We start from the raw sequence: 22,740 nt of genomic DNA, 5'->3' as shown, positions 1-22,740 counted from the left end.
GGCTTTTTTTATACGCTTTCGCGAAAGCGAGACTAATATCGAGTCCGTTGAAATTACTGTCAGTTCGATTCATTTACTTATGCTGCTTAATTCTTATTTTTACATTCTGATTCGGAAGCACAGTAAATAGCAGTCAGCTATTTTTACTGTAGAGTTAAAAGTTACCATAAATTAGAATTTCCATAAATTGATATCACGTACTACTGTAGATAATGTTTTTGAAACCGCTCGAGTTGAAGAGGTAATAGGTGACTTTGTACAACTCAAAAAATCAGGTTCAAACTTTAAAGGTTTAAGTCCGTTCTCTGATGAGCGCTCACCTAGTTTTATGGTATCACCTGTAAAGCAAATTTGGAAAGATTTTAGTTCTGGTAAAGGAGGAAATGCAGTGACATTTTTAATGGAACATGAGCATTTTACATTTCCTGAGGCCATTAAATGGTTAGCAAATAAATACGGTATTGAGATTATAGAAACTCAACAAACCGATGAAGAAAAGCAAACACAAGATCAAAAAGAATCTATGTTTTTGGTTTCTAAATTTGCTGCAGAGTGGATGGAGTCACAGCTCAAAACCGAAATGGGTAAAGCTATAGGCTACAGCTATTTTAAAGAGCGTGGCTTTACTGATGAAACGATTAAGTACTTTCAATTAGGATATTCTCCAGATCAGTGGAGTGCCTTTACTGATGCTGCTATAAAAGCGGGATATCAATTAGAGTTTCTTGATAAAACTGGTTTAACCATCGTTAAGGAAGAAAAACAATTTGACCGGTTTAAAGGTCGAGTGATGTTTCCTATACGTAGTTTGTCAGGTAGAGTATTAGGTTTTGGTGGTAGGATTCTTACTAATGATAAGAAGGCCGCAAAATATCTTAACTCGCCACAAAGTGATATCTATGATAAGTCTAAGGTGCTATATGGTATCTATGAGGCAAAGCAATCCATTGCTAAAGAAGACTTATGTTACCTAGTAGAAGGTTATACAGATGTGATACAGCTTCATCAAGCTGGCGTTAAAAACGTAGTGTCTAGTTCTGGTACCGCTTTAACTAAAGAGCAAATCAGATTAATACAAAGGCTTACTAAAAATATTACTGTTCTTTATGATGGTGATGCCGCAGGAATGCGTGCCGCTATACGTGGAATTGATTTAATTCTAGAAGCAGGAATGAATGTCCGTATTTGTACTTTTCCAGAAGGTGAAGATCCAGATAGCTTTGCAAAAGCACATACACAGACAGAAATTGAAGATTTCTTAAAAGCAAACTCGGTAGATTTTATAAGTTTTAAATCTAATTTACTCAAAAATGAAGCTGCTGGAGATCCTATCAAAAAAGCCGAGATGATTAGAGATATTGTCCAGAGTATTGCAAAGGTGCCTGATGATATTTCTAGAGAGATTTATGTAAGAGAAAGCGCTGCTATACTGGACATAGGTGAGGATGTATTATTTTCTTCACTAGCCCAAAATCGTAATGCAGGTATAAAGGAGCAACGCAAGAAAGATCGTCGTGATCAACAATCCCAACCATTAAAGAAAGTTGAAAACGCAGAGGCTGCCGTAAAAGTGGACAGACGATCTGTACTTGAGCACGCTATCATTAAAATCTTATTATTATACGGTGATAAAGTAGAAGATTTTAAAGAAGAGTTTTTACAAGAGTCCGATGATGGTGAGCTAGTCGTTGAACCTGTTAAAGTTACGATGCCAGTTTATGAAAAGGTTTATCTCGACCTTCAAAACGATGAAATAGAGTTTTCCAACTCCATTTTTAAAACTTTGTACCCTAAGATAGTAGATTTATTGCTTATGCAAGGTAAAGTAGATCTTAATCAGGTTATGTCTACACTTAATGAGCATGAGGCTAGACTAGTTGCAGATCTAGTGATGCAAGAGGATAAATATCAACTGCATAAATGGGATGGTAAAATGATCTTTGTAAAGTCTAAGGATGAAACAGTTTCCACTTATACAATGGATGCTATTTTGAATTTCCGAAGGTTAATGATAGAAGAGAAGATAAAAGCTTTATTTGAAACTATATCTAAAGATCCCGCAGTAGATAATACTGATATACTATCTACTGTAAGGGACTATAATAAATTGAGTAGATATCTGGGGAGACGCCTAAACCGTGTAGTCTAAGAGGTGATTTGTAGAAGTCGAGACTGATGTATCAAGTCTGCGATATTATCTACATTAAGTTTTTTAAGTAAGCGAGTTTTGTAAGTACTTACAGTTTTCTCGTTGATACTCAAGATTTGCGATATTTCCTTATTTCTTTTTCCTCTAGAAAGTAAATTAAGAACTTCAATTTCTCTGGCAGATAATTTTTTGTAACGTAGAGTTACAGATTTACCAGTTTTACTTTTTGAGTTCATTACTTCTTTGATAGAATCAGATAAGAATGTTTCTCCACTGATCACAGTTTCGATCGCTTTCTTAATCTCTTTAGAAGATTTAGTTTTTGCGATATATCCATTTGCGCCAGCTTTAATGGCACTTATGGCATATATCTCTTCTGGGTGACAACTTACGATAAGTACTTTCAGGTCTGGGAAGTGAGATCGTATATCTCTCAATGCGCCAGCACCGTTAGAATTAGGTAAGTCAATTTCTAGGATTAATAAGTCTGGTTTATTCTCCTTGATGCCTGATAAGAGCATCTCTCCATCTTCTACCTTGCCAGTGAAGCGTAAACGCTTACTGTCCTTCATCAGACTTTTAATTCCTCTTCGGAATACAGGGTGATGGTCTGCTAATAAAACGTTCATTTTTAGGGGTATTTGTAAGTACAAATATACAACGATTAATTAGGCTTTACAATCGATAATAATGTAAGTATTTCCTTGCTTATTAGGCTGTTATGTCCTATTTTATAAGGTTTTTAGGGATCATGCAAACAGGTATAGGGTTCATTTTGTGTTGATTCTTTTTGTTTAAAATACTATAAAGGTTAAACACTTCTAGCTTTCTGCCGGTGAAATCACTCACTGTTTTTCCGTCACTAATCTCATTCATGATATGTTCTAGCTCATCATAACTAGCGCCTATTTGATCTTCGTCAGTACGTTCTGCTCCATATAATCCATCACTAGGTGCTGCTTTCATAATGCTGTCTGGGACTAATACATGTTTCCCTATTTTATACACTTCGCTTTTCATTAAATCTGCAATAGGACTTACGTCTACACCACCATCTCCATATTTAGTGTAAAATCCAACGCCAAAATCCTCAACTTTATTGCCAGTTCCAGCAACCAGCAGTCCATGAACGCCACCATGATAGTATAATGTCGTCATTCTCAATCTCGCACGTGTGTTTCCACGAGTTAATTCTACTAGTGCGCTATCTTCTATGTTTGGCATGTTGTCTATAAAGCTATCAAAAACCGGTGTAAGATCACTACGCACATCGTTTACATTATCAAACCTCGATTTTAATTGTTTAATATGTTCTTGAGCTCGGGTTACATGATCTTGATGTTGGTGTATAGGCATCTCAACACATAAGACATCTAGACCTGTCATGGCACATAGGGTTGAGGTAACGGCACTATCAATTCCGCCGCTTACACCTACAACATATCCTTTTACTCCTGCTTTGGTGGCATAGTCTTTAAGCCATGTTACAATATGATCTGTTACTTTATCTACTTTCATAGTCTTTAATTGATATAGATTAGCTGTATTTTTGCAGCCTTAAAATTAATTAAAAAAAGCGTCGTTATAGGACTATGAAGTATAAGATTTACAGAGGTTTTAAATATCTCGCTTTCGCGAAAGCGTTATTCATACTCTCGTCGTGCAACGATTCATCGAGGTTAGAGCAGGAAATTGCTGCAATACCCATACAATCTGAAATCAAATTGTTTCATGAAGAGTTTGCTCAAGCCACTCCAGACGATTTAAGTAGTTTAAAGCAGGAATATTCAATGTTGTTTCCTCAACGTTTTGCAGATAGTGTGTGGATTGCAAAGTTAACAGGTGCAGACACAATTCAAATGGTGCTAGAGAATGCGGTGATGGATCGCAAATTTGATTATCAAAAAATACATGATGAAGTAGATAATGTTTTCAGGCATGTAGAATATTATTTTCCAGAATTTGAAACCCCAGATATAGTTACTGTTATATCTCAAGTAGATTATAGACGCAAGGTAACGCCTACTGAAGCTCAGCTATTGATTGCGATAGATACCTATCTAGGTAATGACCACGAGCTTTATGCTGGGATTAGTAATTATCAAAAACAAGGTTTGCAAATAGAACATTTGCCAGCAGACGTAGGTCTAGCTTATGCTTATTTATTTGTAAAGCCATCCATGGATAGATCATTACTGGGATCTATGGTGTATCACGGTAAGCTTCATTATGTACAAGAGTTGTTTGCGCCGCAATCAACAGGAGCCCAGATATTTAATTATGCGCCCGAAAAATTTGACTTTGTAGTAAATAACGAATCTCAAATGTGGAGTTTCTTTGTAGATGAAAACTTGTTGTATAATACTAATCCAAAATTACAATCACGTTTTATATTACCGGCACCGTTTTCAAAATTTTACTTAGAAGTAGATCAAAATACTCCAGGTGGAGTAGGTCAGTATATAGGCTATCGTATTGTTAAGTCTTACATGGAGAATAATGATACTCCAGTAGATGCAATGCTCACTTTGCCAGCAGATGTTATTTTTAATAAATCAGGATATAAACCAAAACAATAATGGCTCAAAATCATAGATCAGAGATTAAAATAGGAATTGAACTAGATGAAAATCGTGTTCCAGAACATATTAGATGGAGTGCGCCAGATGGTGGCGTTACAGGAGCAGAAGCTAAAGCAATGATGGTATCTATGTGGGATTCTATAGAGAAAGAGAGTTTCCGTATAGATTTATGGACTAAAGATATGCCAGTTGACGAGATGAGAGTATTTTTTCATCAGACCTTAGTATCAATGGCAGACTCTTATCATCGAGCGACTAATGATGATAAGATGAGAGATACAATGATTGATTTTTGTGACTACTTTGCAGAAAAGCTAGAGTTAAAGAAAAAGTAATTCCATTATTTACTGCACTATGTTAGCTGTATAAGTAGATCTTAGTAGCTGGGATAATTAATAATCATGTGAAGTCAGAGCGGTGAAAAAAAATCCGTCTCTGACATAATGTTTGTCACCTCACTTTGGAACCATTTTTTGATCATAAACAATTGATAGAGCTGGCATGGTATAAAATGCCATTTGGCCAGCATAAGGGGCGATTCTTAAGTGAGTTGCCAGAGTCATATTATGTTTGGTTCCGTCGGAAAGGTTTTCCAGAAGGTAAGTTAGGTCGTTACATGACAACCGTTTATGATATGAAAGTTAACGGTATTGAAGATATTTTGAGAGAAATACGTCGCAAGACGGTAAATGATCGACCAGTCTTTTAATTGTCTAGGTTATCGTTAATCTCACCTATATAGTTCAGTAATTCTTCTTTACCATTTCCATTACTAGAGCTGGTCACAAAGTATGGTGGGACCTCTTCCCAGACGCCATCTAGCAATTGCGTTTTATATAATTCAACATTGCGTTCTAGTGCATTTGGTTTAAGCTTGTCTGACTTAGTAAAAACAATTCCAAAAGGGATACCATTCTCACCTAGCCATTCCATAAATTCTGTATCAATAGGCTGCGGTTCATGACGCACATCAACTAGTACAAATGCGCATACTAACTGACGCCTTTGTTTAAAATAATTAGTGATAAACTTTTGAAATTTTGCCTTACTAGTCTTAGAAACACGAGCATAACCATAGCCTGGTAAATCAACAAGATGCCAACTTTTGTTAATCAAGAAGTGATTGATTAACTGTGTTTTTCCTGGTCGTCCTGATGTTTTAGCGAGACTCTTCTTATTGGTCAACATGTTGATTAAAGAAGATTTGCCTACGTTAGATCGTCCTATAAAAGCATACTCTGCTAATTTACTGTCGGGACATCTCTTTACGTCTTGATTTGAAATTACAAATTCTGAACTAGTTATTTTCATTTGGCAAAGATAAGTTAGTCCTTAATTTTTTAGACTACCAGAATAGGTAAATGAGATAGTGTTAAAAGTTTAGGGTAATTAAATCAGAAAACGATAGTGATGATGAATCGTTTACAGTTCTCTTTTTTCTAGCCAAGCAGCTAGTATTTCATTAAATTGATCAGGATGCTCCATCATAGCAGCATGACCACATTTATCAATCCAGAAAAGTTCGCTATCTGGTAATTTTTCATGGAACTCAGTAGCGACCTCTGGAGGCGTTACGCTGTCTTGTTTTCCCCATATAATACAAACAGGTGTTGGCATTTTAGGAAGGTCTTTGGCCATGTTGTGACGTATAGCGCTTTTTGCAATAGCTAGTGTTTTGATCAATTTATTACGATCATTTACAACGCCAAAAACTTCATCGACAATTTCTTTTGTAGCGACGGCTGGGTCATAAAATACACCTTCGGCTTTTTTCTTGATGTACTCATAGTTACCACGTTTAGGGTAGCTTTCTCCCATGGCACTTTCATAAAGGCCAGAGCTACCTGTTATCACTAAGGCTTTTATCTTATCTGGAAATAACTTTGTAGTTACTAAACCTATATGGCCACCTAAAGAATTACCTAAAAGAATCACTTCTTTCCAGCCCATGTGGTCAATAAATTCATTGATGTATTTTGCAAATGACCCTACACTAGTTTTTAGTAAAGGCATGCTGTATAGCGGTAGAGAAGGCACTACAACTTGATATCCACGAGAAGGGAAATAGTCGATCACGCCTTGAAAATTACTCAATCCGCCCATTAAACCATGTAAAATGATTATGGGTGTTCCTTCGCCAGTGGCATAGTATTCAAATTTTCCTTCGGTAATCAGCTCTTGCGTCATATACTGTATTTAGTACAGTAAGCAAATATAGCTTATTTGCATTATATAATGCATGCATTGTAAATGAGTATAATGGTAATTTTTAGGCTTTCCCACTTCATGACACGATTTATGTTTTTTAGCATTCATTTATGTGAAAGCAATATTTAAAGTATCTCAAATCTTAAAAAGAGGTTATCATTTGAATTGTTCATAAGTCCCGTAGTTATTCAGAATAACGTCGTTTTATTAACAATGTGGTAAAAAGTGGTAAATTGTGGAGTAATAATTTTATATTTGAAATAATAACTCATCAAGCTTGATCAATTTCATAGGAACATACGAGTGTAAAATCGATGCAAAAGGGCGTTTTATGATGCCGGTTTCATTGAAAAAACAGCTAGCGCCAGTCTTGCAAGAAGGCTTTGTGCTTAAGCGTTCCGTATTTCAATCATGCTTAGAGTTGTATCCCATGAAAGAGTGGAATGAAATGATGGTGCGTATGAATAAGCTCAATCGATTTAAGAAAAAAAATAACGACTTCATACGTCGTTTTACTGCTGGTGTAAAAACGGTAGAAATAGATGCAAATGGTAGGTTGTTAATTCCTAAGGATTTAATACATATCGCTAGTATTACTAAAAATCTCACCGTATCGAGTGCGATTAATATAATAGAAATATGGGATAAGGAAAGTTATGAGCAGGCTATTGATGAGGCTGCTGTAGATTTTGCTGATCTCGCAGAAGAAGTAATGGGAGATGACACAACAGAGCTCTTATCATAGTCCGGTATTGCTGGAAGAGTCCATTGATGGACTTGCTATTCACCCTTCAGGAGTTTACGTAGATGTGACTTATGGAGGTGGTGGTCATTCACGTGAAATTTTGTCTAGGTTAGGTGAGGATGGTAAGTTGTTTGCCTTTGATCAAGATCTTGATGCTTTAGAAAACGTGATTGATGACCCTAGGTTTGTTTTAATAAATCAAAATTTCCGATTCATGAAGCGTTTTTTACGCATGTATGGTGTGAAAGAAGTTGACGGGATTTTGGCAGATTTGGGAGTGAGTTCTCATCAGTTTGATGAGGCAGATCGTGGTTTTTCTACACGTTTTGATGCTAGACTTGATATGCGTATGAATCAAGAAAGTGAACTAGATGCTGTTAGAGTTGTTAATGATTATGATGAAGATGATCTAAATCGAATTTTTAAAGAATATGGTGAGTTGCGTATTGCGCCTAGATTAACTAGAGCAATCATTGCAAAGCGTGATGAAGGTCTTATTGAGACAGTAGCTCAATTGAAAGAAATATGTGCTCCATTTGTTCCAGAGCGTATACAGCATAAAATGCTAGCTCAAGTTTTTCAAGCAATACGTATTGAGGTGAATCAGGAGATGGACGTGTTAGAGGAGTTTCTAGTGCAGTCCAAAGAAATATTAAAAACAGGTGGAAGGCTTAGTGTGATATCCTATCATTCTTTAGAAGATCGTCCTGTAAAGCGTTTTATGCGTAATGGTCTTTTTCATGGAGAACCTGAAAAGGATGTTTTTGGTAGAGCAAGTGTGCCCTTTAAAAAAGTAGGTAAGCTAATAGTCCCGACAGCAGCTCAGATTAAAGAAAATAATCGTGCGCGTAGTGCAAAATTACGCATCGCACAACGTATTGAAGATTAGTTATGGCGTCTAAGGTTTATGACATATTAAAAGGTAGTTTCCTTACAAATGATGATGCGTTCAAAAATTGGCGCTTTATCATTTTTGCGGTATTTCTATCTATAGTCATGATCTACACTGGGCATAGTTTTGAGAAAAAAGTGCATTACATAGGCCAGCTTGCAGAGCAAGAAAATGAATTGCGCAGTCAGTATGTAGATGGTCAACGTGAGTTGATGTTTCTGCAAATGGAATCAACAATAGCAAATAAATTAAAGAAGCGTGGAATTGCACCGGCAAAAAATCCACCACAAAAAATAATTATTAAATCAACAGCGCCAGATGGCAACAACTGAAAAAAGCATACTGAATAGAATCTACATTGTAGGTGCAGTGCTTTTAATCATTGCCCTAGGAATTGTTGTGAAGATTATTAATATTCAATTTATTGACGGAGATAAATATCGCGCAAAGGCAGAACAGCGAATTTTTAAAAATGATACTATACCTGCAAACCGCGGGAATCTCTATGATGCTAATGGGCAATTACTAGCAACTTCTATATCAAAATATGATATCAGATTTGATGCAGTGGCACCTAGCGAGGCAGATTTTAATGAGTTTATTGGGGCTTTGAGTGACTCGCTTTCGCGAAAGCTAAACCGTCCAAAATCTTATTTTTCTAAAAAACTACGTACCGCTCGCAGTAACCGTAATCGTTATTTGCTAATCACTAAAAACTTAAACTATAGTGATTACATACAGATTAAATCATTTCCTCTATTTAGAAAAGGTCCGTATCGAGGTGGTATCATTGTAGAGCAGCGTGTAGTAAGAGAACATCCTCTAGGTAAAATGGCAGAACGTATAGTAGGTTATGATAAACCTGGTAGTGCGCCTGTAGGATTAGAAGGCGCCTTCTCTCAATACTTGAGAGGTAGTAATGGAGTGCGCCAAAAACAAAAAATTTCTCAAAATCAATGGAAACCTATTAGTGGCGCAAATGAGATTGAGCCACAGGATGGATATGATGTTTACACTACTATAGATGTGAACATGCAAGATGTTGCTCATCATGCCTTACTAGAGCAGTTAGAGTATTTTCAAGCAGAACACGGTACTGCAGTTGTGATGGAAGTTGCAACTGGAGAAATAAAAGCTCTTTCTAATCTAGGTCGTGGAGAAAGTGGTAAATATTTTGAAAAGCGCAATTATGCGGTATGGGAATCACACGAGCCTGGCTCTACATTTAAACTTATGAGTGTAGTTGCAGCTCTTGAAGATAAGGTGGTAGATACAAGTACTGTCTTTGATACTAGAGGTGGGAAAATTTCATATTATGGGCGTGATGTAAAAGATTCTAAATATGGCGGTTATGGAAAGATAAGTGTTGCGAGAGCATTTGAGGTTTCTTCTAACACTGCTTTAGTACAGATGGTTACAGATAATTATAAGGGTAAAGATGAAAGCGCTAGATATGTTGATCGTCTTTATAGTATGGGATTAAATAAAAGATTAGATCTATCTATTACTGGCGAAGGTATTCCTAGAATTCCACATCCCGAGGATAATCAATGGAGTGGTACATCTTTACCATGGATGGCTTTCGGTTATGGAGTGCATCTAACACCTTTGCAAACCTTGACTTTTTATAACGCGATCGCTAATAATGGTGTGATGGTTAAGCCTCGCTTAATAAGAGAAGTGCGCTCTAAAGATCAGTTAATTGAAAGGTTTGACCGCAGTATTTTAAACCCTTCTATCTGTTCTCAACAAACGGTAAACAAGGTGAAAGTAATGATGGAAAATGTTGTAAAGCGTGGTACAGCAGATAATCTTTATTCCCCAAGTTTTTCTATGGCTGGCAAAACAGGTACCTGTCAGACTGGTTACGGAGATAAAACAAAAAAACTGGAATATATCGCTTCTTTTGCTGGTTATTTTCCTGCAGATGAACCTAAGTATAGTTGTATAGTAGTGATACATAAACCGAATACAGCGAAAGGTTACTATGGAAATATCGTTGCTGGTCCAGTGTTTAAAAAAATCGCTCAAAAGATTTATGCAAATAATCCTATGCTGGATGAAGTGCCTATGCCTGAAATAGCGCCAGATGATATCATAAAGTCTCAAGAAGCATTTTATACACAAGCTCAATCCACGTCAAATAAAATACCCAATTTAAAAGGTATGGACGCCATGGATGCTTTGACATTACTTGAAAATCTTGGAGCAAAAGTAGTACTCAAAGGAAAAGGTAAGGTTAAAGAACAAAGTGCCGCACCTGGAACTCGAGTAAAGACTAATGATCAAATTACACTAACTCTATCATGAGAAACTTAAAAGATTTATTATATAAAGTGAGCCTGGAGTTGGTTATTGGTCCTACAGATATTTCTGTAGAACGAGTACAATTTGATTCTAGAGAGATTAAAGAAGGAGATGTTTTTGTAGCTCTTAAAGGTAGTGCTGTAGACGGTCATCAATTTATTGAAAAAGCTGTAGCTAGTGGTGCTAGGGCTGTCATATTAGAAGATTTACCAGATTACCAATCTGATAATGTTACTTATGTACAGGTTAATCATGCTCACAAAGCGCTAGCACTGATAGGAGCAAATTATTATGGTAATCCTTCTAAGGATTTAAAATTAGTTGGTGTTACTGGAACTAACGGTAAGACTACCACAACTAGTTTATTATATCAATTATTTAAAAACCTAGGTTTTAAAACAGGTTTAATTTCTACCGTAGAGATTTTAATTAATGGTAAAGTAATTCCTACTAAACATACTACTCCAGATCCAATAACTATAAATAGTCATCTTGCCGATATGCGCGATGCTGGTGTAGATTATTGTTTTATGGAGGTAAGTAGTCATGGTATCGATCAGGAACGTGTAACCGGTCTATATTTTGTAGGTGGCATGTTTACAAATTTAACCCATGACCATCTAGATTATCACAGCACCTTTGCAGAGTATCGAGATGTGAAGAAACGATTCTTTGATATGCTACCTTCTAAGGCTTTTGCATTAACAAATCGCGATGATAAGAACGGTGAATTTATGTTGCAGAATACTAAAGCTCGTAAGCTAGGTTATGCTCTGAAAACATATACAGATTATCGTGCTCAAATTATAGAGAATCAATTTGGTGGTCTACAATTAAAAGTAAATAATCAAGAATTATGGACTAAAATGATCGGTGAATTTAATGCCTATAATGTGCTTGCTATTTATGGTTGTGCTATAGAGTTAGGGTTAGAGGCTACTGAGGTTTTAGAAGCGATTTCAAAGTTAGATGGTGTTTCTGGAAGATTTCAATATTTTACAACTGCCGCACAACGCATCACTGCTATTGTAGACTATGCCCACACGCCAGATGCTTTAAAGAATGTATTAGATACGATTAATGCTATCCGTACACGTAATGAAAAATTAATAACTGTTGTCGGGTGTGGCGGTGATCGAGATAAAACTAAAAGACCTGTCATGGCAAATATAGCTGCGTCGTTAAGTGATCAGGTCATATTTACTAGTGATAATCCACGAACAGAGAATCCAGATGATATCCTAGATGATATGGAAGCTGGTGTAGAACCTTTAGACTTTAAAAAAACACTTACCGTGACCGATCGTAGAAATGCTATTAAAACCGCTGTACAATTGGCACAAGCTAATGACATTATTCTTATCGCGGGAAAAGGACACGAAACATATCAAGAAATTAATGGTGTGCGATCTGATTTTAATGACCGCATGATTGTGGCAGACCTACTTAACCAACTTAATAAATAACCATTCATAAATGTTATACTACTTATTCAAATACCTAGAAGAGCAGTTCCAGTTTCCTGGTGCGTCGTTGTTTGGTTTCATTACATTCAGAGCAGCCATCGCTTTTTTATTGTCACTAGGGATATCTACCGTTTATGGAAAACGTATCATAAAATTTTTACAACGTCAACAGGTTGGTGAAACAGTTAGAGATTTAGGTTTAGAAGGTCAGTCAGAAAAAGCTGGAACACCTACTATGGGTGGCGTCATCATAATTATGGCGACGTTAATACCTGTTTTCTTATTATCACAATTAGATAATATATATGTAGTTCTCTTAATTGTTACTACGATTTGGATGGGATTAATAGGTTTCACTGATGATTATATTAAAGTCTTTAAAAAAGATAAAGACGGATTAAAAGGGAAGTTTAAAGTCTTAGGTCAGGTAGGCTTAGGGGCTATTGTAGGGGCAACTATGTTCTTTCACCCTGGTATTACAATTAAAGAAGAAGTAACGGATCCTGTTGTAGCCCAAGAGATAATGGCACGTACTGAATTACCAGTGGCCTTTGGTGAGGCCATACAGTCTACAAAAACGACTATACCATTTCTTAAAAATAATGAATTTGAATACACATCATTAATTGATTGGATTGATCCTAGTCTGGCATCATGGGCATGGTTAATATTTATTCCTATAGTAATAATAATAGTAACTGCTGTTTCAAATGGCGCAAATCTGACAGATGGTATCGATGGTCTGGCGGCAGGAACAAGTGCTATTGCGGTTATAACATTGGCTCTTTTTGCTTGGATATCGGGTAATATTATTTTTTCAGACTATTTGAACGTCATGTATATTCCTAATTCTGGTGAGATGGTAGTCTTTATAACGGCGTTTACTGGTGCTCTAGTCGGTTTTCTATGGTACAACACCTATCCTGCACAAGTGTTTATGGGAGACACGGGTAGTTTAACTATAGGAGGGATTATTGCTGTGCTAGCTATTGCAACGAGAAAGGAGCTACTAATACCAATACTTTGTGGAGTCTTTTTAATGGAGAATTTATCTGTAATGATGCAGGTGAGTTGGTTTAAATACACTAAGAAAAAATACGGTGAAGGAAGACGTATATTCCTAATGTCACCTCTACATCATCACTACCAGAAAAAGGGAATTCATGAAAGCAAAATCGTTGTCAGATTCTGGATTGTAGGGATTTTACTTGCTATAATCAGTATTGTAACACTTAAAGTAAGGTAATGAGCTGGTTGAAAACAAATAATAAAAAGCGTATTGTCATATTGGGTGGCGGCATGAGTGGCGTAGGTGCTGCTATGCTGGCAACGCAACGAGGACATGATGTTTTTTTAAGCGACGGTGGTGTTTTGAAAGATGCTTTCGCGAAAGCGTTACAAGATCAACATATCCCACATGAGACTGGTGGACACGATATGGAGCAAATCTTAAATGCAGATGTTGTAGTTAAAAGTCCTGGTATACCTGACAACGCTACAATTGTTCAAAAAATTCTAGAGGCTAATATTCCTGTGATTTCTGAAATTGAATTTGCTTCAAGATTTACAGATGAGGTAGAAATAGCTATAACCGGTAGTAATGGTAAAACTACAGTTACTAGTTTAGTAGGTCATATACTTCAAATAGCAGATTTTGACGTCTCCGTAGGTGGGAATATAGGACAAAGCTATGCTGCTCAAGTTGCGGAAGCACCAGCTAAATATAGAGTTCTAGAGGTGAGTAGCTTTCAGCTAGATGGTATAAAAACCTTTAAACCTAAAATAGCTGTTTTATTAAATATTACGCCAGATCATCTCGATAGATACGATTACAAATTTGAAAATTATGTAGCCAGTAAATTGCGCATTGCCATGAATCAAGATGAGAATGATTTTCTTATCTACAATGCTGACGATCCTGCTATAATAGAAGCTCTCAAAATTCATAAGCCCAAATCGAAATTAGTTCCATTCAGCATGCAGAAGCAGCTAGATTTTGGAGCATACATACAAGACCATAATATCAACATTAACCTAGACACAAACCTTTTTACTATGCCTATTCAAAATTTATCCATTAAAGGACAGCACAATACAGCAAACGCGATGGCAGCAGCCACTACCGCAAAATTGCTTCAAATCCGTAAAGAAACCATAAGACAAAGTTTAGCTTCTTTTCAAGGAGTTGAGCATCGTCTAGAGCAAGTTTTGAAAATTAATAAGGTACAGTATATCAATGATTCAAAGGCTACCAACGTAAATGCAACTTATTATGCATTAGATAGTATGGAAAAGCCTACGGTATGGATTGTAGGTGGTGTTGATAAAGGTAACGATTACAGTGAGTTGTATGCATTAGTAAATAAAAATGTGAAAGCTATAGTTTGTCTAGGAACTGATAATTCAAAAATTGTTGAGGCATTTGGTAGTTGTGTAGATAATATGGTTGAAACATCTTCTATGGAAGATGCAGTACGTGTCGCATATAAACTTGCAGGTCCTGGAGATAACGTTTTATTATCACCTGCCTGCGCCAGTTTTGATCTATTTGAAAATTATGAAGATCGTGGAAGACAATTTAAAAATGCAGTGAGAGCACTATAAATGAAAATTAAAGATTACATATCAGGTGATTTATTTCTGTGGGCATTAGTCCTAGCACTTGCTATTTTCTCTTTTTTACCTGTGTACAGTGCTAGTAGTAATCTTGCTTACTTAAACGGTGGAGAAGGAGATACGGCAAAGTATATCGTTAAACACTTTGTTCATTTAGTACTAGGATTGAGTATAGCATATGCTGTCCATAAAATACCATACAATTGGTTTAAAGGTTTGAGTGTGATGTTACTGCCGTTTGTCATTTTAATGCTTATCTATACAGCGTTACAAGGGACAACTATGGATGGAGCAAATGCCAGTCGATGGATACGTATACCAGTTATAGGTGTCGGTTTTCAGACCAGTACACTTGCATCAGTAGTGTTGATGACATATGTCGCTAAATACTTGAGTGGTATTAAAGATAAAGTTGTGACCTTTAAGCAATCTCTCTGGCCGTTATGGTTTCCAGTAGCGTTTACATTGATATGGATCTTACCATCTAACTTTTCTACAACAGCTCTTATCTTTTTAATGGTGTTGATTCTGTGTTTTATAGGTGGTTATCCATGGAAGTATTTACTTGCTATCATCGGAGCAGGAATTGTAGGTTTAGGGTTGTTTGTGTTGACTGCCAAAGCATTTCCTGGTTTACTACCTAACCGTGTAGATACATGGGCATCTCGTATTGCTAGTTTTGCTGGTGATGGAGATAGTGATTCTGTATATCAAGTTGAAAAAGCAAAGACCGCTATTGCAAATGGTTATCCCTTTGGAGTTGGTCCTGGAAAAAGTTCTACTAAACATTTTTTACCGCAATCATCGAGTGATTTTATATATGCAATAATTATCGAAGAGTTTGGACTTTTTGGTGGTCTAGTTGTACTTGCAGTATATCTATTTTTCCTATTTCGAGTCGTCGTTATCGCAAATAAAGCCGAAACCATTTTCGGCAGTTTACTTGTAATAGGAGTAGGCTTGCCTATTGTAATTCAGGCTTTAATGAATATGGGTGTTGCTGTGAATTTATTTCCAGTTACTGGACAGACTTTACCGCTAATAAGTAGCGGTGGTACCTCGATATGGATGACCTGTATGGCAGTAGGTATCGTTTTGAGTGTAAGCTCAAAAAGACAGAAACTACGTCAACAAGAAGACGAATTAAATGAAGAAGAGTTGAACCCTTTAGATGTATTAAGTGAAGCCTTATAAATTTATCATATCAGGTGGCGGCACAGGCGGTCATATATATCCAGCAATAGCTATTGCAAATGAATGCAAGCGTCGCTGGCCAGATTGCGAGATCCTATTTGTGGGCGCCAGTAATCGTATGGAAATGGAAAAAGTCCCAGCAGCTGGTTATGAAATTAAGGGCTTATGGATTAGTGGTTTGCAACGTAAGTTCACCTTAGACAATTTTGCGTTCCCTTTAAAGGTTACAAAAAGCTTATGGGACGCAAGACGCATAATTAATAAATTTAAACCTACAGCTGCAATAGGTACTGGTGGGTATGCTAGTGGACCATTATTACAAATGGCTAGTATGAAAAAAATACCTAGTTTAATCCAAGAGCAGAATTCCTATCCGGGAATTACAAATAAATTACTTTCTAAAAAAGTACAGAAAATTTGTGTTGCCAGTACAGGACTAGATCGATTCTTCCCTAAAGAAAAGATTGTTCTTACTGGTAATCCTGTACGTCAAGATTTACTAGATATCGATTCAAAAAGAGAAGAGGCTCTCAATCATTTTGACCTTGATACTTCCAAGAAAACATTATTAATACTTGGTGGTAGTTTGGGAGCGCGCAGGATTAATCAACTCATCGATACTCAATTAGAAAATATTGCACAAGATGTTCAAATCATTTGGCAGTGTGGTAAGTTCTATTATGATCAGTATAAGAATAAAGCAAAGGAATCAGTGCAAGTCCATGCTTTTATAAGTAGAATGGATTTAGCTTACAGTGCGGCAGATTTTATCATTTCTAGGGCTGGTGCCGGGACTATTTCAGAACTATGTATTGTTGGTAAACCAGTGATTTTTATTCCATCACCTAACGTTGCTGAGGATCACCAGACTAAAAATGCTCTTGCTGTAGTAGAGAAAGGAGCTGGTTTATTAGTTAGAGAAGTAGGAATTGATCAAAATTTTAATACCATTTGGAAAGGTTTGATTTCAGATGTTGAGTTGCAAAACAATCTATCATCTCAAATCAAACAACTAGCATTACCTCATGCAACCATAGATATTGTTAACCAGTTAGAATCTATTATTAATGACTAGTTTGCAACATATCACACATGTTTATTTCATCGGTATAGGTGGTATCGGGATGAGTGCGCTTGCTCGTTATTTAAACGAGCAAGGTAAAATAGTTGCAGGTTATGATAAGGTCATTACTTCGCTCACAAAACAATTAGAAGAAGAAGGGATTGATATTCATTACAATGATGATTTCAATAGCATCCCTGCAGAATTTAAAAAACCTGATACGGCTCAAGTTATATTTACACCTGCTATTCCAGCCACGATGGATGAATTATTACGCTTTCGCGAAAGCGGAATACCAATTCTCAAACGTGCTCAATTATTAGGGCAGATTTCACAAACGATGACCTGTCTAGCTGTTGCTGGAACACATGGTAAAACAACAACTAGTGCGATTCTAGCACATCTACTTTATAAAAGTGATGTTGAAGTAACAGCTTTCTGTGGTGGTATTTTAGAAGAATATAACACGAACTACCTATGTTCAGGAACAGATGTAATGGTCGTTGAGGCAGATGAGTTCGATCGATCATTCATGCAATTATCTCCAGATATTGCTGGTATAACAGCAATAGATGCAGACCATTTAGATATCTATGGAGATGTTGCCACCTTTGAAAAAACCTTTCATGACTTTGCATCATTGTTAAAAGGTAAGACGCTTTTAGTAAATGAACAGGTTGCTATAGATGGTATAAAGGTAGGGTTAGTTCATGGTAAGTTTAAAGCAATCAATATCGTAATTGCTGGTGGTGCTTATCATTTTGATTTACAAATTGAAGAAGATATCCATAAAGGATTTTGTTTACAATTACCGGGCAAGCACAATTTATCTAATGCACTTCTAGCGATTGCAATGGCTGTAGAGTATGGTGTTTCCATAGAAAAATTGAAACATGCTCTAGTGACTTTTCAAGGTGTGGAGCGCAGGTTTACTTATAGAGTAAATACAGAAGAAAGGGTTCTTATTGATGACTATGCGCATCATCCCACAGAAATAAATGCTGTTCATCAAGCGGTAAGGGAAATGTATCCTAACGAGAAAGTGCTAGCTATTTTTCAGCCTCATTTATTTTCTCGTACAAAAGATTTCATGAATGACTTTGTTACTAGTCTAGCTCAATTTGATAAAATAGCATTGCTGGACATCTATCCTGCAAGAGAATTACCTATAGAAGGTATAACCTCTCAGGTGTTGTGTAGTAAAATTCAAAAATTAGAGGAAAAGCCTGCGGTCATAACGGTTCTTGAAAAAGAAGATATCGCAGAGTTTATAGAAGAAATGAACACTCGAGTGGTGGTTATGATAGGTGCTGGAGATATAGGTGTAGAGATAAAAAAGTTGATAAATAAACCGTTGAATAATGAGCATTAAAAGCATACTAAAATATGGTCTGTGTATAGTGTTGATATTCAGTGCATACGCTTTTGCAGGTCATCGATTTGAGAAAAGAACGGTTAAAGATGTAACTGTTTCTTTTACAGATAGTAAAGCATTATTCATATCTGAAAAAAACGTTAATAAATTGTTGATACAAAATATAGACAGTGTGGAATCTATAGCGTTAGAAAAATTAGATTTGAATGAAGGTGAATTGCGTTTGATTGATAACGCAATGATCAGGGGTGCAGAGGTTTCCGTTTCTTTAGAAGGTGAAGTTAATGTGCTAGTAGAACAGCGCACGCCTATTGCAAGGTTAATGTTATCTTCTCAGGTGTATCTCGATGCCGATAACAAAATAATGCCTTTATCAACAGAGCACACAGCATTTGTTCCGCTGGTCTATGGTTATAAAGAGTCATTTAATGAAAAGCTTTTTGAATTGATCAATTTTATAAATGATGATTCGTTTTTAAAGCCTTCCATCACACAAATTTCTTTTGATAAAAAAGGAAAAGCTACTATGCAAATAAGAGCTCATGATCATGACATCTTATTGGGTAAAATAGAAGATTTACAACACAAGGCGATGAACTATAAAGCGTTTATTGCAAAAATGAAGAAAGATAATCGCTTAAATCAAGTTAAAACGATCGACTTGAGGTATAAAAATCAGGTCGTTAGTATTAAAAAGTAAGGAAATGGATTTACAAGAATATGCAGTAGGACTGGACATTGGGACCACAAAGATTGTGGCCATGATAGGTCGTAAGAATGAGTACGGCAAACTTGAAATTCTAGGTGTAGGAAGATCAAAGAGCCTTGGTGTACATAGAGGTGTTGTTAATAATATCACACAGACCATACAGTCTATTCAGCAAGCTGTTGATCAGGCAGAGGCTGTAAGCGGTATAAAAATTAAAGAGGTAACAGTCGGTATTGCAGGTCAACATATACGCAGTTTGCAGCACAGTGATTATATCACTAGAGGTAATTCTGAAGAGGTTATTGATCAATCAGATATCGATACCTTATGTGGACAAGTGCATAAACTGGTCATGTTACCAGGTGAAGAAATTATTCATGTTTTGCCACAGGAATATAAAATCGATGGTCAGTCAGAGATCAAAGAGCCTGTAGGAATGTATGGTGGTCGTCTAGAAGCAAATTTTCACGTGGTCGTTGGTCAGGTAGCTTCTATTAAGAATATTTATCGATGTGTGAAAAGCGCAGATCTAGACCTTAAGAAAATTACACTTGAACCACTAGCTAGTGCAGACGCTGTATTGAGTCAAGAAGAAAAAGAGGCAGGTGTAGCGCTTATCGATATAGGTGGTGGAACGACTGATCTCGCAATTTTTAAGGATGGGATTATACGTCATACAGCAGTTATTCCTCAAGGAGGAAATATCATTACTGAAGACATTAAAGCAGGTTGTTCTATTATAGAAAAGCAGGCAGAATTGTTGAAGACAAAATTCGGTAGTGCATGGCCTGGAGAGAATAAAGAAAATGAAATTGTATCAATTCCAGGATTGCGTGGTCGTGAGCCTAAGGAAATTACACTTAAGAACTTGAGTAAGATAATCCATGCTAGAGTGATTGAGATTTTGGAAAATGTCTTTGTAGAAATTAAAAACTATGGACATGATGATCCTAAAAAGCAACTTATTGCAGGTGTCGTTTTAACTGGTGGTGGTAGTCAGTTAAAGCATATCAAACAATTAGCAGAGTATGTTACTGGAATGCCTAGTCGTATAGGCTACCCTAATGAACACCTAGCTGGTGATAGCGATGCAGAAAGTACAAGTCCTGTTTTTGCAACAGCAGTAGGACTAGTGATGAAAGGATTAGAAGATGGTTACCTTAATTCAAAATTAGAAGAGCAACCGGTAGAAGAAGTAAAAGAAGAACCAGTAGTAGAGGTTGATGAAATAGAGCAACCAGAACCAGAGGTTCAAGAAAGTAAAAAACGTGGATTCTTTGAAAATTGGACCACAAAATTGAAGGATTTTCTAGATAATGCAGAGTAGTTATCAATTAGAAAACAAGATTAAATAAAAGAATAAAGAGAGCTTAAACCATAAAGTAGCAGCGATATGAGTAATGAAGATTTTAACAGTATAGCATTTGACTTACCTTTAAATAAGTCTAATGTGATTAAAGTAATAGGTGTCGGTGGTGGCGGTAGTAATGCCATTAAACACATGTTCCAGCAAGGAATAAAAGGAGTAGATTTTGTGATCTGTAATACAGATTCACAAGCGCTAGATAATAGTCCAGTGCCTAACAAAATACAATTAGGTGTAACCTTAACAGAAGGTCTAGGAGCTGGAGCAAACCCAGAGGTAGGTGAGCGTGCTGCGCAAGAAAGCATTGAAGAATTGCGAGGTATGTTAGATACTAATACTAAAATGGTATTTATTACCGCTGGTATGGGTGGTGGAACAGGAACTGGTGCTGCGCCAGTGATTGCTCAAGTATCACGAGAGATGGGCATTCTTACTGTGGGAATTGTAACCACACCATTCAATTTTGAAGGTAAAGTACGTAACGAGCAAGCACAGCTGGGAATAGAAAAATTCCGTTCTCAGGTGGACTCCTTAATAATTATTAATAATAATAAGCTTAGAGAAGTTTATGGGAACTTAGGTTTTAAAGCAGGTTTCTCAAAAGCAGATGAGGTACTTGCTACTGCCTCACGTGGTATTGCAGAGGTTATAACGCATCACTACACGCAAAACATTGACTTGCGTGATGCAAAAACCGTTCTTTCAAATTCTGGAACAGCCATTATGGGAAGTGCTCAGTCTACAGGAGCAAACCGTGCCCAAGAAGGGATTATTAAGGCTTTAGATTCTCCTTTATTAAATGATAATAAAATCACTGGTGCAAAGAACGTATTGCTACTTATTGTTTCTGGATCAGAAGAAATTACCATTGATGAAATAGGAGAGATTAATGATTTAATCCAGACAGAAGCTGGTGGTGGTGCAAATATCATTATGGGTGTAGGAGAAGATGAATCTTTGGGAGACGCTATTTCTGTAACCGTAATCGCTACGGGATTTAATAAAGAACAGCAAAATGATATCTCAAATACTGAGGCAAAACGCATCATTCACACCTTAGAAGATGAGCAGCGCGCTAGTGCCGTTTTACAAGAGAAAACGACCGATGCATCTCCAGGAAAAGTTATTATGGACCTAGATGATAGTGTTGATGGTACAGGAGATATAGATAACGCTTTCGCGAAAGCGGAATCACCACAACCTTTAGTTGCACCGCTGCCTACAGAGTCTGTGAAAATTATACACACTCTAGGTGAAGAAGAACCTGAGCCAATAATGCCAGCGGTTAAAGAAGAGAATACTTTAATACCAACTACAGAGTTTATTTCAAACCTAAATGTGGTTTATGAAGAAGTGCTGGATAAGGTAAAACCAACAGAATTTGTAATAACAGAAGCACAACCTGAAGCGACTCATCTTGAAGAAGAGATTGAAGAAGAAAAGGATCAATTCTTTTTAGATTTTGATATGCCTGTGTCTAATAAGGAAACTATAGAGCCAGAAAAACCTATTGTACACAATCTAGAAGACATAGAAGTTAACGACCCTATTAACGTGATTCCTGTAACTGAAGTAACAACAGATGGAATAACTAAATACTCACTAGATGATTACATGGAAATTGAAGAAACCATGAATCAAGCTAAGCCTGTCAATAAGCAGCCTGAACAAGTTGCAGAAGAGGAAATTCAGATTGTGACTAAAAGTGCGCCTACAGAGCCATTAAATAGTACTGTGGTAAAAGACATAGCTGTTGACGATGTAGATCTTACAGACTTACCTATCAATGAAATGTTAGTGCTTAGAGCCGAAGAACGTAAGCGTAAAATGCATGCTTACAATTTCAAGTTTAAGAATTCACATAGACTTGAAGAAATTGAAAAAAAGCCTGCTTTTGAACGACATGGTGTACAGCTAGATGAATTGCCTAGTGAGGCTGATCGCTCTAGAACTACACTTTCTACAGATGAAAATGATGATATACAGTTGAGGACAAACAACAACTCATTTTTACACGATAATGTAGATTAAGAATTGCTTTCCCTAAAAGCAGTAGGCCCGAATTCTT

At 36.6% G+C, this 22,740-nt stretch carries 21 protein-coding genes; 17 read left to right on the top strand and 4 right to left on the bottom strand.

Features of this window, described 5'->3' with window-relative positions; translation table 11 throughout:
• Nucleotides 1-187 precede the first annotated feature (187 nt).
• Complete coding sequence (gene dnaG, locus R1T42_RS09110; protein WP_317290111.1) at nucleotides 188-2,149, top strand: DNA primase; 1,962 nt, start codon at nucleotides 188-190, stop codon at nucleotides 2,147-2,149.
• Here the strand turns inward: dnaG and R1T42_RS09105 are convergent.
• Entirely contained in the window at nucleotides 2,146-2,778 is a 633-nt protein-coding gene (locus tag R1T42_RS09105; protein ID WP_317290110.1) for a response regulator transcription factor, read from the bottom strand. The two genes, dnaG and R1T42_RS09105, sit on opposite strands and share 4 nt — an antisense overlap.
• Nucleotides 2,779-2,875: 97 nt before the next feature.
• Nucleotides 2,876-3,667 carry an NAD(+) synthase gene (gene nadE / locus R1T42_RS09100; protein WP_317290109.1) on the bottom strand — a complete coding sequence of 264 codons (792 nt, stop codon included), beginning with the start codon at nucleotides 3,665-3,667 and terminating at the stop codon, nucleotides 2,876-2,878.
• Between the two features lie 74 nt (nucleotides 3,668-3,741).
• Between nadE and gldB the strand changes: the two genes are divergently transcribed.
• The 3 genes from gldB to R1T42_RS09085 all read left to right on the top strand — a co-directional run bounded on the left by gldB (nucleotide 3,742) and on the right by R1T42_RS09085 (nucleotide 5,440).
• Nucleotides 3,742-4,728, top strand: a complete 987-nt coding sequence (gene gldB / locus R1T42_RS09095; RefSeq protein WP_317290108.1) for a gliding motility lipoprotein GldB — start codon at nucleotides 3,742-3,744, stop codon at nucleotides 4,726-4,728.
• On the top strand, nucleotides 4,728-5,066 hold the full coding sequence (gene gldC / locus R1T42_RS09090; protein WP_036580048.1) for a gliding motility protein GldC: 339 nt from the start codon (nucleotides 4,728-4,730) through the stop codon (nucleotides 5,064-5,066). The genes gldB and gldC overlap by 1 nt, the downstream gene beginning before the upstream one ends.
• A 125-nt stretch (nucleotides 5,067-5,191) precedes the next feature.
• Complete coding sequence (locus tag R1T42_RS09085) at nucleotides 5,192-5,440, top strand: DUF3820 family protein (RefSeq protein WP_036580050.1); 249 nt, start codon at nucleotides 5,192-5,194, stop codon at nucleotides 5,438-5,440.
• On the opposite strand, the gene yihA is transcribed toward R1T42_RS09085, so the two are convergent.
• Together yihA and R1T42_RS09075 are read right to left on the bottom strand one after the other, a co-directional pair.
• The gene (gene yihA / locus R1T42_RS09080; RefSeq protein ID WP_317290107.1) at nucleotides 5,437-6,042 is read right to left on the bottom strand and encodes a ribosome biogenesis GTP-binding protein YihA/YsxC; all 606 of its coding nucleotides are present in this window, start codon (nucleotides 6,040-6,042) and stop codon (nucleotides 5,437-5,439) included. The genes R1T42_RS09085 and yihA overlap by 4 nt on opposite strands.
• 111 nt (nucleotides 6,043-6,153) lie before the next feature.
• On the bottom strand, nucleotides 6,154-6,918 hold the full coding sequence (locus R1T42_RS09075) for an alpha/beta fold hydrolase (protein WP_317290106.1): 765 nt from the start codon (nucleotides 6,916-6,918) through the stop codon (nucleotides 6,154-6,156).
• Nucleotides 6,919-7,216: 298 nt separating this feature from the next.
• Here R1T42_RS09075 and mraZ point away from each other — a divergent pair, with 298 nt between their 5' ends.
• From mraZ to ftsZ, 13 genes are all read left to right on the top strand, one after another.
• Nucleotides 7,217-7,684: a division/cell wall cluster transcriptional repressor MraZ gene (mraZ, locus tag R1T42_RS09070; RefSeq protein WP_317290105.1), complete on the top strand. Its 468-nt coding sequence runs from the start codon at nucleotides 7,217-7,219 to the stop codon at nucleotides 7,682-7,684.
• Entirely contained in the window at nucleotides 7,659-8,573 is a 915-nt protein-coding gene (rsmH, locus tag R1T42_RS09065) for a 16S rRNA (cytosine(1402)-N(4))-methyltransferase RsmH (protein WP_036580062.1), read from the top strand. The genes mraZ and rsmH overlap by 26 nt, the downstream gene beginning before the upstream one ends.
• A 2-nt stretch (nucleotides 8,574-8,575) precedes the next feature.
• Nucleotides 8,576-8,908, top strand: coding sequence for an FtsL-like putative cell division protein (locus R1T42_RS09060; RefSeq protein WP_317290104.1), 333 nt, complete (start codon nucleotides 8,576-8,578; stop codon nucleotides 8,906-8,908).
• On the top strand, nucleotides 8,895-10,886 hold the full coding sequence (locus tag R1T42_RS09055) for a penicillin-binding protein (RefSeq protein WP_036580066.1): 1,992 nt from the start codon (nucleotides 8,895-8,897) through the stop codon (nucleotides 10,884-10,886). Before R1T42_RS09060 ends, R1T42_RS09055 begins: the two co-directional genes overlap by 14 nt.
• Nucleotides 10,883-12,349, top strand: coding sequence for a UDP-N-acetylmuramoyl-L-alanyl-D-glutamate--2,6-diaminopimelate ligase (locus R1T42_RS09050; RefSeq protein WP_317290103.1), 1,467 nt, complete (start codon nucleotides 10,883-10,885; stop codon nucleotides 12,347-12,349). Before R1T42_RS09055 ends, R1T42_RS09050 begins: the two co-directional genes overlap by 4 nt.
• 10 nt (nucleotides 12,350-12,359) lie before the next feature.
• Nucleotides 12,360-13,595: a phospho-N-acetylmuramoyl-pentapeptide-transferase gene (gene mraY / locus R1T42_RS09045; protein WP_036580071.1), complete on the top strand. Its 1,236-nt coding sequence runs from the start codon at nucleotides 12,360-12,362 to the stop codon at nucleotides 13,593-13,595.
• Entirely contained in the window at nucleotides 13,595-14,953 is a 1,359-nt protein-coding gene (gene murD, locus R1T42_RS09040; protein WP_042270693.1) for a UDP-N-acetylmuramoyl-L-alanine--D-glutamate ligase, read from the top strand. Before mraY ends, murD begins: the two co-directional genes overlap by 1 nt.
• Nucleotides 14,954-16,159, top strand: a complete 1,206-nt coding sequence (locus R1T42_RS09035) for an FtsW/RodA/SpoVE family cell cycle protein (RefSeq protein WP_317290102.1) — start codon at nucleotides 14,954-14,956, stop codon at nucleotides 16,157-16,159.
• Nucleotides 16,146-17,234, top strand: coding sequence for an undecaprenyldiphospho-muramoylpentapeptide beta-N-acetylglucosaminyltransferase (gene murG, locus R1T42_RS09030; RefSeq protein WP_317290101.1), 1,089 nt, complete (start codon nucleotides 16,146-16,148; stop codon nucleotides 17,232-17,234). Before R1T42_RS09035 ends, murG begins: the two co-directional genes overlap by 14 nt.
• Complete coding sequence (gene murC, locus R1T42_RS09025; protein ID WP_317290100.1) at nucleotides 17,227-18,594, top strand: UDP-N-acetylmuramate--L-alanine ligase; 1,368 nt, start codon at nucleotides 17,227-17,229, stop codon at nucleotides 18,592-18,594. The genes murG and murC overlap by 8 nt, the downstream gene beginning before the upstream one ends.
• Nucleotides 18,584-19,297, top strand: a complete 714-nt coding sequence (locus tag R1T42_RS09020) for a cell division protein FtsQ/DivIB (protein ID WP_317290099.1) — start codon at nucleotides 18,584-18,586, stop codon at nucleotides 19,295-19,297. The genes murC and R1T42_RS09020 overlap by 11 nt, the downstream gene beginning before the upstream one ends.
• A gap of 4 nt (nucleotides 19,298-19,301) precedes the next feature.
• Complete coding sequence (gene ftsA / locus R1T42_RS09015) at nucleotides 19,302-20,633, top strand: cell division protein FtsA (protein WP_317290098.1); 1,332 nt, start codon at nucleotides 19,302-19,304, stop codon at nucleotides 20,631-20,633.
• A gap of 66 nt (nucleotides 20,634-20,699) precedes the next feature.
• The gene (gene ftsZ, locus R1T42_RS09010; protein ID WP_317290097.1) at nucleotides 20,700-22,703 is read left to right on the top strand and encodes a cell division protein FtsZ; all 2,004 of its coding nucleotides are present in this window, start codon (nucleotides 20,700-20,702) and stop codon (nucleotides 22,701-22,703) included.
• The last annotated feature ends 37 nt before the right edge of the window (nucleotides 22,704-22,740 follow it).

This window comes from Nonlabens ulvanivorans (assembly GCF_032922765.1).
Lineage (GTDB): Bacteria > Bacteroidota > Bacteroidia > Flavobacteriales > Flavobacteriaceae > Nonlabens > Nonlabens ulvanivorans.
Note: the sequence above shows the minus strand (reverse complement) of the source record. Positions and strands in the feature narration are given on the sequence as shown.

Excerpts from the sequence above, each read along its gene's own strand:
- mraY (WP_036580071.1), top strand. The coding sequence starts at position 12,360 with ATGTTATACTACTTATTCAAATACCTAGAAGAGCAGTTCCAGTTTCCT.
- R1T42_RS09050 (WP_317290103.1), top strand. The coding sequence starts at position 10,883 with ATGAGAAACTTAAAAGATTTATTATATAAAGTGAGCCTGGAGTTGGTT.
- murC (WP_317290100.1), top strand. The coding sequence starts at position 17,227 with ATGACTAGTTTGCAACATATCACACATGTTTATTTCATCGGTATAGGT.
- gldC (WP_036580048.1), top strand. The coding sequence starts at position 4,728 with ATGGCTCAAAATCATAGATCAGAGATTAAAATAGGAATTGAACTAGAT.
- rsmH (WP_036580062.1), top strand. The coding sequence starts at position 7,659 with ATGACACAACAGAGCTCTTATCATAGTCCGGTATTGCTGGAAGAGTCC.
- R1T42_RS09035 (WP_317290102.1), top strand. The coding sequence starts at position 14,954 with ATGAAAATTAAAGATTACATATCAGGTGATTTATTTCTGTGGGCATTA.
- R1T42_RS09060 (WP_317290104.1), top strand. The coding sequence starts at position 8,576 with ATGGCGTCTAAGGTTTATGACATATTAAAAGGTAGTTTCCTTACAAAT.
- ftsA (WP_317290098.1), top strand. The coding sequence starts at position 19,302 with ATGGATTTACAAGAATATGCAGTAGGACTGGACATTGGGACCACAAAG.
- gldB (WP_317290108.1), top strand. The coding sequence starts at position 3,742 with ATGAAGTATAAGATTTACAGAGGTTTTAAATATCTCGCTTTCGCGAAA.
- yihA (WP_317290107.1), bottom strand. The coding sequence starts at position 6,042 with ATGAAAATAACTAGTTCAGAATTTGTAATTTCAAATCAAGACGTAAAG.
- ftsZ (WP_317290097.1), top strand. The coding sequence starts at position 20,700 with ATGAGTAATGAAGATTTTAACAGTATAGCATTTGACTTACCTTTAAAT.
- murD (WP_042270693.1), top strand. The coding sequence starts at position 13,595 with ATGAGCTGGTTGAAAACAAATAATAAAAAGCGTATTGTCATATTGGGT.
- R1T42_RS09055 (WP_036580066.1), top strand. The coding sequence starts at position 8,895 with ATGGCAACAACTGAAAAAAGCATACTGAATAGAATCTACATTGTAGGT.
- R1T42_RS09105 (WP_317290110.1), bottom strand. The coding sequence starts at position 2,778 with ATGAACGTTTTATTAGCAGACCATCACCCTGTATTCCGAAGAGGAATT.
- nadE (WP_317290109.1), bottom strand. The coding sequence starts at position 3,667 with ATGAAAGTAGATAAAGTAACAGATCATATTGTAACATGGCTTAAAGAC.
- R1T42_RS09020 (WP_317290099.1), top strand. The coding sequence starts at position 18,584 with ATGAGCATTAAAAGCATACTAAAATATGGTCTGTGTATAGTGTTGATA.
- R1T42_RS09075 (WP_317290106.1), bottom strand. The coding sequence starts at position 6,918 with ATGACGCAAGAGCTGATTACCGAAGGAAAATTTGAATACTATGCCACT.